This is a genomic window from Emticicia sp. (genome assembly GCF_049241225.1).
Lineage (GTDB): Bacteria > Bacteroidota > Bacteroidia > Cytophagales > Spirosomataceae > Emticicia.
In genome coordinates, this window is the sequence record NZ_JBMLRC010000129.1 from 29,436 (window position 1) to 42,935 (window position 13,500).

7 protein-coding genes are annotated in these 13,500 nt (G+C 34.9%); 4 read left to right on the plus strand and 3 right to left on the minus strand.

The genetic code is table 11. The features are described 5' to 3' along the window. The first annotated feature begins 328 nt into the window (after positions 1–328). The 4 genes from ACOVO2_RS07975 (at position 329) to ACOVO2_RS07990 (ending at position 7,954) form a co-directional block, all read left to right on the plus strand. Positions 329–2,719: a DUF4114 domain-containing protein gene (locus ACOVO2_RS07975; protein WP_421769453.1), complete on the plus strand. Its 2,391-nt coding sequence runs from the start codon at positions 329–331 to the stop codon at positions 2,717–2,719. 642 nt (positions 2,720–3,361) lie between these two features. Then, positions 3,362–3,667 carry a LytTR family transcriptional regulator DNA-binding domain-containing protein gene (locus ACOVO2_RS07980; protein WP_421769454.1) on the plus strand — a complete coding sequence of 102 codons (306 nt, stop codon included), beginning with the start codon at positions 3,362–3,364 and terminating at the stop codon, positions 3,665–3,667. Positions 3,668–4,418: 751 nt separating this feature from the next. Further along, positions 4,419–5,504, plus strand: coding sequence for an FIST signal transduction protein (locus ACOVO2_RS07985; RefSeq protein WP_421769455.1), 1,086 nt, complete (start codon positions 4,419–4,421; stop codon positions 5,502–5,504). Further along, a complete protein-coding gene (locus tag ACOVO2_RS07990) occupies positions 5,504–7,954 on the plus strand; it encodes an ATP-binding protein (RefSeq protein ID WP_421769456.1) in 2,451 nt (816 codons plus the stop codon). The genes ACOVO2_RS07985 and ACOVO2_RS07990 overlap by 1 nt, the downstream gene beginning before the upstream one ends. Before the next feature lie 203 nt (positions 7,955–8,157). Here the strand turns inward: ACOVO2_RS07990 and ACOVO2_RS07995 are convergent, their stop codons facing one another. The 3 genes from ACOVO2_RS07995 to alaS all read right to left on the minus strand — a co-directional run. Then, a complete protein-coding gene (locus tag ACOVO2_RS07995; RefSeq protein ID WP_421769457.1) occupies positions 8,158–10,287 on the minus strand; it encodes an ATP-binding protein in 2,130 nt (709 codons plus the stop codon). Beyond that, a complete protein-coding gene (locus ACOVO2_RS08000) occupies positions 10,284–10,823 on the minus strand; it encodes a heme NO-binding domain-containing protein (protein WP_421769458.1) in 540 nt (179 codons plus the stop codon). The genes ACOVO2_RS07995 and ACOVO2_RS08000 overlap by 4 nt, the downstream gene beginning before the upstream one ends. A gap of 559 nt (positions 10,824–11,382) precedes the next feature. Next, the coding region (gene alaS, locus ACOVO2_RS08005; protein WP_421769459.1) for an alanine--tRNA ligase at positions 11,383–13,500 on the minus strand (2,118 nt) is incomplete at its 5' end.

A 13,500-nucleotide genomic window follows, 5' to 3' on the forward strand; every position in this document is an offset into this window, starting at 1 on the left:
CTAGGTGCGGAAAAGTACGTAAACAAGCCATTTAATCTGAAAGAATAAAGATTTTTTGGTAATGAGAAACCAAAAATGGCCATAGTGGTGTCTGTAGTTACATTTAGGTTTGTTTTTTTATAAAAATCTTAAGTGTAAGTTAAAGAAGTTGATTATCTAATGATAGAATATGCTTTTTTTAAACTGATTCCTGAAGATTAGCATATCGATTTTTTTAATAGCATTTATTAATCAGCTTAAATTTATAAATATCATTTGATAGGTATCCGACTATAAAGATAACTTACAGCAATCTAATAAAATTTTTGAATCATAAAGACTATTAATAATGAAAACCTTTATTTTTTTGATTTTTGTGTTGTTTTGCCAACTAACCTATTCTCAAAGTGCATATACCTACATGGGCACATTTACATCGAATGGTGTTCCAAATTATTTGGATGGTCGTGATAATGTATCAGCTAATTTTATTTCAAGAATAAATGCCTCTTTGCCTGAACGATTTCCTGTTCCGAGCTATAATCCTCAATATATTGCTAACGGAACACAAACAAATATAGAATTGACGCAAGAGGCCGATGTTTGGGTAACTTTTGTATCAGAGGGAGCTGGGTATATGAATGTTTTAGGTTATTATACTTATAATACTTCAAGTCCATTAACAACACCTCCTAACAATAGAGACATCAAAATAATTTTTCCTAATGTTTCAGCATTAGGTAGTGGAGGTGGTCTTGTGGCGGGTGATAGAGTAAAACTTGGAACTTTTCCTGCTGGCACTGGCATTGGTTGGGTTTTATTGGCAAACGCATGGAAAGGAGGTTTGACAGGGGTTGGAACACCACTGTGGACTTTATATTCAGATAAAATGTTCAACCCAGAGGCTGTCGATGCACTAAAATTTCATAATGTTTTATTATTTGATGCAGAAACCAACAGAATTGTGTTAGGATTTGAAGATATTAGAAGAGATTATTCCTCATGTGATAATGATTTTAATGACGCAATTTTTTATATCACGGCAACTCCAAATACTGCGATTTCGAGAGCAAATATGAATGAAACCGTTGAGGTTGGTTTTGGTTTAAGTTCTGGAAATGACGGTGGTTTGGAGAGTAATGGTACTTTAGCGGAAAAGATAACTTTAAGAAATATCAATAAAGGTCTTATTAATAAAATTCCAAGTTCGAATACGGTTTTTTCAAGTAAAAATCTGTTTTCGGCATCAAAAACTCTAGATAGTAAAAATCCTAACGCCTTAGAAAGTTACTTTCCAATAATTGGAAATGATAGTTCTACTGCTTATTTGTCTTCGCCTACCGATTTAATCCAGATAACCAATGCTGTGGAGGTACTTTCAGCCGATTATTATAAAATAGCTGATAGGACCGGGGTGGTTTTAGCTACTAAAACATTAACAGAAGTTTACAGTCATTCAAAAAGTATTTGTGACCGCGTTGGCGGTTCAAGTTTAGAAAGCGTAAAGCTTATTTATATATTAGGAAAGTACCCGGCTAATTTGATCTCTTTAAAAAAGAATAATACAATTGAGTATGCCCTTTGTTTTTCAATGAGAAATGTTGAGGCAAATACTTTCGAATACAACAGCCACTGGAATATAGAAGATTTTCCAACAGGATACATGTATATTAATTTTCAAGTTTGGGGTAAAACTCCAGCCGATGTTTTCTTTTTAGTAGAAGAAATACTAAATCGTTTTGAAATGAGACAAATGATTGTTGGGACTCATAATTATTCTCCTTTTCCTGATGTATTGATGAAAACTGGTAGTTATTCTCAAGGAAAGTTCAAGTTTGAGATAATAAATCCTTCAAGAAGAACTGGGACTCTTAGAGTGGCGGGTACTTTTAGGCCTTCGGAGATGACAAGCTCTAAAGATTATAATCAAACAGTAGATTTAAATGGTCAAACTACACAAAAATTTGATTTAGACACGAAAGGAGTATTTGATGCCGGACTTGTCATAAAACTAGATGGTCGTTCATTATCCGACAATGTGTATTTGGCAGATGGGGCTTGGATCGCAAATTTTGAACAACAAAATGTTAGTAATGCGATGTTGAAAATAATGCCACAAGATGGAATACAAACAGGAACGGAAAAATATTGGGTAGAAAGAGGATTTGAGGCAAAAGGTGATGTTAAAAACTACTATTCTGTGCATCGTCCTCTACGCTTAGGATTGAACCCTGTTGACTTAAGTGAATATAATTACCTAACTTTTACAGCATCTGGAGTAGGTGAAATCGAGATAGTAATCAGTAGAAATGGTATTAGAGAATGGGGCGAACAAGCTAGATTTAAAATTAGAATTTCGCAAAATGCTAGAGTTTACAGTGTAAATCTCAATAATGTTGTTGGAGTAGATGGACTCCCGATTAACAAAACTGATATTACTGCTTTGACTTTCTCGGCAATTAGTGATAATATTTCATTTATTCCATTTGATTTTAAGTTTAATCAATTGGCTTTTATAAAAACTGATGATTGTGAAATAAATAAAAAAGTAAACTCTACAGCACATTCGGTTGAAAAGTACGAGTCTGTGGGTACTATGTCTGTAAAGAATGTTAATAAAGCAGAGTCAAAAGTTGCTTTAAGTTCGACAAATGCGATCGAATTCCTTCCAGGATTTTCGACCGAAGCTGGGGCTGTTTTAAAAGCAGAAATTAAAGGTTGTGAAAGCATCAAATTTTAAGGAAAATAGTAAAATTATTGGAATTGATCAGCTATTTATAGGTATTTTCTATTTATGCGAATCAACACTTTAAATTAATTTTTAAAGGTCTTTGTAGTGACTTTGAATTGAGTGACTAAATACAGTGTAATTTTAGTAAGTACAACATTTTTTTCGTGTCCCTCTCTCACCATCGGAGAGGGAACTAAATCAAAACCTACACTAACTTAGTTTACAATGCACTAAACAAAATTTTAAGGAGATAAACTTGTCTCGGCTTGAAATAGGTTTACATAGATGTTTAGTCATAGTGTGAAAAAGAGTTTTTATAAATACTCGGCACTTAAGCCTTAGAAACTAGCTAAGTCTTGAGGTAATTGTTATAAACTGACCATATTTAGTGTTTTGATTTTTAGTAAAATAGCTATCATTTGCCGAAGCACAGAACCATTGATTGACAAACTACTGTAGCTAAGCATTAATTTACTTTTTCTTCAAAGAGTACTTAATTGTAGGTGTTTTTTTATTTTGATTGTTGGCTGCATTGTTACTAAGCCAAATACAAAGGTGATGATTTCTGGGAAAGGTAAAAATCGATGAATACGCTTTAATCAATCAATGCATCCAAACGATAAAAGTTTTAGCTCTATATAAAATACCTGTATGAAACGGATCTCAAGACTACTCAAACCACAAGAACATCATAAAGTAATTTACATTAAGCACCTCGGACGGGAGCCTTATAATGAGGTGAAATTTGACTGTGGAAAGACGCTAATTGTCAGTTATAGTCTTCGTTATTGGCACAGTGTTTTTCAAGACTTTCAACGTATCAATAAGAGCGTGCTAATCAATCCAAGTAAAATCATTAGCCAGCAAGGCGAATCAGAAGTTGAACTTGAAGATAACTCAAAGTTTATATTTTCACGGCGTAAATACAAGTACAAAAACTTACAATATAATTCATGAAACTAATTTTAATAGCACCGTTTCAACCGAATTTATTAGATAGATGTTTAAAAAGTAGGCTCAACCCCTATGTAAACGTGAATTCGAGATTGAAATGAATATAAAGTGCTTATAATTAATATGTTACAAGTGCGGGAATACTCCGTAAGGGTTAAACATTGGTAGAAAAAAATAACCAAAGCTCTCCTAAGTTGTTCTAATGGCGAGTATTAAGCAACTATATTGGGTGTTTTCAACCTACACACCTAAGCCCAAGATGATGTAGTTTTTTGTAAATGTTTCGATCAACGCCTTTGTCAACTTTTCAATACCGATATTAGTTAAGTCGTATTCCATCCATACAAAAATAAATTCGAGAATCCCTAGTAAATGTTGTTTACAATGTTTCAATAGACTGTCGTATCGTAATTTACCGAATGCCAATGTGCTATATTGAAAGCCCATGGGTTTAGTCAGCTGTTTTGAGTATTGTCATTCGTTGTTCAAAAGTACATAACCGATAAGTTTATGTAGTGCCAATAATAATTTGTTAGCGTACGTCAAATAATAAATTTGGAATTATGTTGGTAGTTTTCTGATCACTCATAAACCCTATTGAAGAGAGATTAAATAATCTATCTAATTATTCCAAAAAATAGAAATATTTCCATATATTGGAGTAAAGTTATTTCTAATATCGTTGATTATCAGTGGTTTAGTTATTTGGTATGTTTTCTGTCATTATATTATTAACATGTGAACCTATTGAAAAATGTATTTAAAAAAATGTGCCGATATTTCTCAGCAAACAATTGATAGTTTTAAGCTGAGTAACAATTGCTTGCTGGTCTTAATTGCTGAGAAGTCAGCAGATCAGGCAAATATACTAATCGAATTATTAGCTAAGAATGGACTAAAGTTTTTTGGCGGAATCTACCCTACCATTATTTATGAAACCAATAATTATGATGATGGGATTTTGTTAATTGAGCTGCCTTTTGTGAAACAGGTAGTTAAATTTTCGATGAATGATGAGTCAACTTTTAGGGAAATAGAGAATCTAGAGGAGATAAATACTGCAATCTTACTGATCGATGCTATGGTTGCTGAAACAGACCTATTACTAAAGAGAGTGTATGGTCTGCTCAATAATGAAATTAATTTGGTTGGCGGGGGAGCAGGGTTCATGAGCTTTGTGCAACAACCATGTATATTTACAGAAGATGGAATTTTTGATGATGGAGCAGTATTAGCTCTTATGAGTAATAAAAGTAAGATTGGTGTAAAACATGGTTGGCAGGAGTTTGCGGGGCCATTTGTGGCCACTTCTACCGAGAAAAACATTATCAAAGAGCTAAATTGGAGGCCTGCATTTGAAGTTTATAAAGAGGTAATTGAAGCAAATTCAAATAATAAGTTTAGCGAAACTAATTTCATAGATATAGCTAAAATCTTCCCCTTTGGCATATTTAAGGAAGGTGCTGAGTATGTCGTTAGAGATCCGATTTCCATTAATAGCAATGATGAAATCATTTGTATCTCTGAAGTTCCAGAAAATTCAACATTACAGATTCTTACTGGTGATCCGGAAAAACTCATTGTTGCAGCACGTGATGTTGCTAACCAAACTGTTCAAGATGAAGGTTTGGAAGGTTATTTAATGGTTTTTGACTGCATTACCCGTGTGATGTACCTCGATAATCGGTTTGTTGAAGAACTATCAGCTATGCGTGAGGTGTATGATGGAAAGCAGTGTAAGATATTGGGCGTTTCCACTTTAGGAGAAATTGCATCTTCAGGCACGGGATTTGTAGATTTCTACAATAAAACGATCGTAGCTAGTAGCCTGTGTGAATAATGGAAACAACCAACAAAATTGATATTACCCGCGAGATTTCTCTTTTATATGAATTATCACTTTCGATCGGGAATTCACTCGATTTGAAAAAAAATTGTGCCGACTTTCTAAAAGTCTGGATGCGACAGAGAAATATTGACTTTGGTTCTATATGGTTTAATAATAGTGTATTGGGGTTACCTAATTCTGATAACTTCTCATTGATCTATGCTAACCCAGAATTTAGAACAGATAAAAAGGAGATTACACTTAACCACTATTTTATGAGTTATCTCGAAGAAAATGGCAGCGTATGCGTTAATAGCGATACGCTCCATTTTCAAGAGATAATAACCGAAAAAAACATTACTGACGGTTGCTATTGGATAATTACTCTACAAGATTTGGGCTTTATAAAATTGTATTTTAGTCCAAAAAATCATTCTCAAGTTGCTTTTGATTTAAGTGAAGTAAAAAGGGCAAGCAAAGTAATACGCAAACTTGGTATTACTTTGCAATCTTGCCTTTTACATGACCAGGTTTTTCGTTATCAAGAAGAACTCAAGAAATTGGCTGTTGTTGCTGAAAAAACCGATAACGCTATTGTAATTTCGGATGCATTCGGAATGATAGAATGGGTCAATGAGGGTTTTAGTCGAATAACTGGTTATCAACTGGAAGAAGTTAAAGGTTTATCACCAGGCAGAATTTTGCAAGGCAAGGAAACCAATCCTGAAACTATAAAATATATCGGCGAGCAATTGCGTTTGCGAAATAGCTTCAGAACAGAAATTATAAATTATACAAAAACTGGCCAAAAATACTGGGTCGAGCTTTCGATCCAAGCTATTTATGATAACAACGGCAATCTAACCAACTTCATAGCAGTCGAATCTGATATAACTGCACGCAAGAAATACGAATCAGAACTCAGACTGGCAAAAGAAAAGGCTGAAGAAGCAAGTCGAGTCAAGCAAGAATTTATGGCTGTCGTTAGCCATGAGATTCGTACCCCACTCAATGCGATTATGGGCATGACGAATCTGATTCAGAAAACAAACCTTAGTCCACTACAAGCAGACTACATAAATACTGTTCAGATATCGGCTGAAAACCTGCAAGGAATCATTAATTCAATCCTAGATTTTTCTAAAATTGAGGCTGGGAAAATAACCCTTCAACAAATTCCTTTTAATATTAAAAAAATATTACAGAATATAATCAATGGAAATGAGTTAAAGGCTGAGCAAAAAGGGATTGGTTTGTTTTTAAAGTTTGATGAAAGGCTTGGCGTAACACTTCTAGGCGATTCCATTCGTCTGAGTCAAGTATTGCTCAATTTGGTGAGTAATGCCATAAAATTTACCGATACTGGTAAGATTACTGTTGAGGCCCGAATTGTGACAAAAATGAACAATGCACTAGTTGTTGAATTTTTGGTGTCGGATACTGGAAAAGGAATTTCGCCTGAAAAACATAAGCTTATTTTTGAGAGCTTTACACAAGAGGATTCGAGTATTAGTCGAAAATACGGTGGTACTGGTTTAGGCCTAAGTATTTCAAAACAATTGGTCGAATTGATGGGTGGAGATTTACGTGTAAAAAGTGAATTAGGTGAAGGTTCCACATTTTCATTTGTGCTTGGATTCCCGATTAATCAAACACAAATGGAAGAAGTTAAGCAAAGTAATCTCACGAGTAATTCCTTGATTGGTAAAAAAGTATTACTGGTTGAGGATAATGCAATGAACCAGTTTTTTGCCCAGAAACTACTCGAAGGATGGGGTATGAAGGTAGAAATTGCTCAGAATGGACTTGAAGGCGTAGAGAAATTTAGGGCAAAATATTTTGATTGTATTTTGATGGATATACAAATGCCCGAAATGGATGGTTTCCAGGCAACGAAAATTATTCGTGGAGAAAATACGCATATTCCTATTATTGCACTTACTGCAATGATAATTGACCAAGAGTTAGAGCACTTTAGTAAAATTGGAATGAATGACTATATTGCTAAGCCTTTTGTTCCCGATGTACTGATGCAAAAATTGATAAAGTATACCTCTTTACCACAAAATTTTTCAATATCATCACCTAAAACTAAAGTTGAAGATGCCGAAAAATATTACAATAATCAGCTCCTCAGTCAAATGATGAAGGGAAATGCTGTCCAGATTCGGCAAATGGAAATATTATTTGTACAACAATCAGAGGATGCGATCAAGCAATTTGCAGAACTATATGTAAAACGAGATTACAAACAGATTGGTCTGCTAGCACATAAGATCAAGGCATCGATTGATATGCTCCAGATTACTACACTCAAACAGCCAATTCGTGAATTAGAATCTTTAGGAAAACAAGAGGTTGATTCACCTAAATTCTTTAATTTGATAAAACTCACGAGTGATGTTTTACAAAAAGTATGTGAGGAAATTCATGATTCACATTTAGGTATAAGCCAAAACTAACTTTGTTAGGGTCTTGGGCAATTTTAGTATCTGTAGCTTAGGCTTATAAGAAGGTACAGGGTGGTACAAAAGCTCCATGTTTCGGAATTTTTTTACCACCCTTTTATTCGAATATTTTTAAGATATTTTGGTTGATATGTGTAAACCCTTTCTTTACTGGTTTTAGTTTAACATTCTTGTATCAAAAATCAATCTTGAAATATTCATGAATTTAACATTTCACATTCTTTTTCAATCAATCCGATTTTTTGATTGAAAACATGTTCTATTTCATGGTATGTTTCCTTGATGCCGGCATAATCTTCATTATTTTTTGCTTTCTTTTCTAAGACTTGGAGCATCTGGGTCATCTCAGGTAGCCCAACCATTGTAAAAGATGGTTTTAGTTGATGAGCAAGTTTTCCGATCTCGGTTATATTTTGTTCTTCAATTATTTTTTTAAAAGAGGTAAATTGCTTTGGCACCGTTCGTAGGAATAAATCAAACATAGCAGCTGCATATTTACGATCATTACCATATACTTTCGTAAGATAATCTGCTTGTAGGCTTATTGGTGCAGAAGGGTGTTCTATTTTTATATTTTCATTTTTGACCTCTTCATCTGAGGTGATTTCACGATGAGGATTCAATTGAAGTCGTTGTTCTAAAACTTCACGAAGTTGATCCGGAGTGAATGGTTTTGTTAGGTATGAATTCATACCTATTTCGAAGGCGTAATCAACTTCATCGCTCAATGCTGAGGCTGTTAGGGCAATGATTGGAATATGTTGATTATGGTTACCCTCCAGTTGTCTGATTGCCATCGTAGTTTCATAACCATCCATCTCGGGCATTCTGATATCCATTAAAATGATATCAAAATCTTCATTTTTTATAAAATCAAGAGCTTCTATTCCATGATTAGCAATCTTGTAAGACATTTTCCATTTAAGCAATAAACCTTCGACATACTTTTGGTTGATTAGGTTATCCTCAACAACTAAAACGTGATAGTTCTTCCAATCTTCAGAAACCGACGCGGATATAGCATGTAATTTTTGATTTTTTTGTTTGCTATCTTTTAGCGGTAGTGTAAAGGTAAAAGTTGTTCCCTCATTGAGGGTGCTTTCTGCTGAAATTTCCCCTCCATGAATATTGACCAGTTGCTTTACAATCGCTAATCCTAAGCCTGTTCCACCATATTTTATTTTTACATCTTGATCGGCTTGCTTGAAACTATCGAAAATTCTTCCCAAACTTTGTGGACTAATTCCGATCCCTGTATCAAATACTTTTATTTCGGTCATCAGAAAATCTCCGAGTTTACATAGTAATGATACTTGCACACCGATTTTACCTTTTTCAGTAAACTTAACAGAGTTACTCAAAAGGTTCATTAAAATTTGTGTCAAGAAAGTCGAATCTCCGATTACATCATTCTCAATTTCTTCATCAAACTCAAATATTAACTTTACGTCTTTTCCTTGAAGTCGAAGTCTAAAGGTTTGTAAAGTGCTGTTAATAAGGTCTTTAAGGCTAAATGTTTGTTCGGTTAATTTCATTTCACCAGCCTCAATTTTAGAAATATCTAATACATCGGATACTAAATTTAGTAACAAATCTGCCGAATAATTTATTGCACTTAAATACTCTACTTGCTTTTTGTTTGGATTTGTATCATACAGTAAATGAGTCATCCCGATAATAGCATTGATCGGTGTTCGTATTTCATGACTCATATTAGCCAAGAAGCGTTTTTCTGCTCTACGGGCATCTTCTGCTACTTTTCTTGCTTCCTCCAATGCTTCTTGAGTTCTTTTTCTATCGGTGATATCGAGGTGGATGCCAACAGAACCAATAACTTTTCCGTTGCTATCAATAATAGGGGCACCACTAACAATTACCCAAATGATCTCACCATTCTTCTTTTTAATAGGAATCTCATACACGCCAGTTTTCCCATCCAGACGGTTTGCGTTTTGTTCGGCAATGACCCTTTTAAAATCTTCTTCAGGCAATAAAAAATTTGAAGCATTTTTTCCTATAAGCTCATTTTCTTCATAACCAGTTAATTCACAGAAACTTTTATAGGCTTTTGCAATTACATCATCGTTATCGACTTCAATTAGACCTAAATCCATGTTTTCGATAATCCCACGATATTTTTCTTCGCTGTATTGAAGTGCTTGTGTTCGATCTTGTACTAGTTTTTCGAGAGATTCATTTAGTTTTTTTAGATTTTCATTTGCTTGATACAAATCTAAGGCCTTGGCTTCTAGTAACTTTTCTGCTTCCAGACGAGCCTTTTTTTCCCTCTCAATTTTTCGTTTCAATATTTCTACTTCCTGACTCATAGCTTTCTAATCGTAAACTTTACAATAGATCTATCTTCAGATACATTTTGCATTTCGATCGTTGCTGGCTCCTGAAAATGTTCAATAGCAGCTTCAATCAGGCCATCTGCTAGATCTGCCATTTTACGATCTGACTTATAATGCATTTCGAAAGTGTTATTATCGATTCTGAGCGTATCAAACTTTGGTAATTCAGCGTCTGGGTAAAGTTTCTTGACTTCTACGTGTATATACTTATCTATTTGTTCAAAAAAATCAAATGAATTATCGATATCTTTAAAAAAATGTGGGTAGCCTGCCATGAAAATACCAAATAAATGTTTCCCATAGGCTTTAAGTAGTTGATCAATCGGAATATTGGTTCTATCACTAAGCCCAATCACTAATTTTACCATTTCGCTATGGTCGTAGGTGCCAACCGCAGTATAACTACCACCAGATGGTAGATCAGACGACTCAATAATGTCGTCCATTATTTCATAGCCGAATTTTGACTCAACCATTTCGATAAATTCTGTAAAAACAATTCCTTTCATGATGTTAGGTTTAGTAATTTGTATACAGTTAAAACTAGCAAAAATCGTGCAAAAAAATAACCTTAACCAGTCTTTTTATAATTATTAGAAGATTCTAATTTCAATCAGCTTGTCAAAGGTATGGTTTTTGTAAATATCTGATTTTAAGAATAGTATATTTTTTTAGATGCAAAAAAATGTAGACGACTTAATGATTGATTTATCAAAAACTGATTCTTTAAATGAGTCGAAAAGCATTACATTTTTAGGAATTTGCAAATGTTAGCATATTCGAATTATTGAAAGGTGTGAAAAAGTTGATGAACTTAAATTTCCGCTAAGCAATTATTTAATAATGCATTTTGTGTCTTTCTAATGATTAAGATTGCTAAGAATCGAAGCGTTTTTAGCAGCCTAAACTAAATAATCAAAATCTCAAAGCTTTATTAAGTATATAAAATCAGTAGTATGAGTAGAGAGTTGTTATGAATATTTTTAATAACCGCTTTTAAAAAAATAGTTTAGAGTCTTTGTTGCAAAAGGTATAAAAAAAGGGCGAACATTTCGTTCGCCCCAATTATTATACAAAACTTTTTCCTTTATCAATGGCTCGCTCAAGGCCGCTGGCATCACTACCACCTGCGGTTGCGAAGTATGGTTGGCCACCGCCGCCACCTTTCATTTCTTTAGCAAGTTCTTTCACGATATTTCCTGCGTGAAGGTTTTTCTCTTTCATTACTTCTTCGTCAATAATCACTGCAATTTGTGGTTTTCCGCCAAATTCTGCACCAATTACACCGTAGAAACGCTCCACTTTATTTTTTAGGTCAAAACATAATTGCTTTAAAGCATCAGCCGATGGTACGCTTACTTTTGCTGTAATTACGTTTACACCGTTGATATTTACCGCAGTTTTTGCCAACTCATTTTTCAATTCTTGGAGTTTTTCGTTTTCGAGAGCCTCAACTTTTTTCTGTAAAGCAGTTTTCTCAGCTAAGAGATTTTCAACGGCTTTAATCAAATCGTTGTTTCTTAAAATCTCTTTTAATTGATTGCTGATTGATAATTGCTCACCGATAACTGAAAGTGCTTTTCCACCAGTAATTGCCTCAACACGACGCACCCCTGCAGCTACCGAACCTTCAGAAATAAATTTGAATAAACCAATTTTACCTGTTGAAGAGGCGTGCGTGCCTCCGCAAAGTTCCACCGAGAAATTCGGGTCGAAAATGACTACTCTTACGAAATCACCGTATTTCTCACCGAAAGTTGCTGTTGCACCCAATGCAATGGCATCAGCAATCGGCATATTTACTTTGGTTTCGAGTGGAATATTCTCACGGATTTTCTCGTTTACGATGTCCTCAATTTTTCCTAATTCTTCGTCAGTCACTTTAGCAAAGTGCGAGAAGTCAAAACGAGTAACGTTATCATCTTGGTAAGAACCTTTCTGCACAATGTGCGTACCCAAAACCTTACGCATAGCCGCCAGCATCAAGTGCGTAACGGTATGGTTAGTTCTGATTTTATCACGGCGTTCTTCGTTGATATGTGCCACAACCGTTCCTGCATTTTGCAAGATTTCGTCGAGGTTTTTATCTCTTGAAATATGAATAAACAAATCGTTCTCTTTCTTGGTATCTACGATTTGAATACTTTGTCCCCCTTTAGGGGTTAGGGGTATAATTGTACCAGTATCGCCCACTTGACCACCCATTTCGGCATAAAAAGGCGTGCGGTCAAGCACAATATGGTATTCTTCACCAGCTTTAGTTTTTACTTTACGGTATTTAATAATCTGAGCTTCGGCCGAAACTTCATCATAGCCCACAAACTCAAAATCAGAACCTTCATTCAATTCAACCCAATCGGTTGCTTCTTTAGCTGAATCTTGTCTTGAACGAGTTTTTTGCTCCAATAATGCTTTTTGGAAACCCTCTTCGTCGATTTTTAAGCCTTTTTCTTTTGCCAAAAGAGCCGTTAAGTCAACTGGAAAACCAAAAGTATCAGATAATTCAAAAACTATATCACCACTAATAATTCCATTTTCTGGATTGATGGCTTCAAATCTTCTGATACCCGTTTCGAGCGTACGTAAGAAAGATTTTTCTTCTTCTTCCACTACACGAGTAACAAAATCTTGTTGAGCCTTCAATTCTGGGAAAACATCGGCAAATTGCTCGGCCAAAACTGGCACAAGTTTGCTCATAAATGGCTCATTGAAACCTAAATATGAATAACCATAACGAACAGCACGACGCAAAATTCGACGGATTACATAACCCGCTTTGGCATTAGAAGGCAACTGTCCATCGGCAATCGTGAAGGCAACCGCACGAAGGTGGTCGGCAATTACTCGCATCGCTACATCAACATAACTGTTCGATGATAGCGTACCGTTTTCGCCATATTTCAAACCCGACATTTGTTCAATTACTTGAATCGTATTTTGGAAAACGTCGGTATCATAATTCGATTTTTTGCCTTGAATCGCCATACACAAACGCTCAAAGCCCATGCCTGTATCAACGTGTTTAGCAGGAAGCGGAACTAAAGATTTATCAGCTTTACGCTCAAACTGCATAAATACGTTGTTCCAGATTTCTACCACTTGCGGGTGGTCGTTATTGACCAATTCTTTTCCGCCGAGAATATCAACTTCTGCTTGGTCACGAAGGTCGATATGGATTTCAGAACA

Bases quoted from the DNA above. Each gene is read 5' to 3' on its own strand.
- ACOVO2_RS07985 (WP_421769455.1), top strand. From the start codon at position 4,419: ATGTATTTAAAAAAATGTGCCGATATTTCTCAGCAAACAATTGATAGT.
- ACOVO2_RS07995 (WP_421769457.1), bottom strand. From the start codon at position 10,287: ATGAGTCAGGAAGTAGAAATATTGAAACGAAAAATTGAGAGGGAAAAA.
- ACOVO2_RS08000 (WP_421769458.1), bottom strand. From the start codon at position 10,823: ATGAAAGGAATTGTTTTTACAGAATTTATCGAAATGGTTGAGTCAAAA.
- ACOVO2_RS07990 (WP_421769456.1), top strand. From the start codon at position 5,504: ATGGAAACAACCAACAAAATTGATATTACCCGCGAGATTTCTCTTTTA.
- ACOVO2_RS07980 (WP_421769454.1), top strand. From the start codon at position 3,362: ATGAAACGGATCTCAAGACTACTCAAACCACAAGAACATCATAAAGTA.
- ACOVO2_RS07975 (WP_421769453.1), top strand. From the start codon at position 329: ATGAAAACCTTTATTTTTTTGATTTTTGTGTTGTTTTGCCAACTAACC.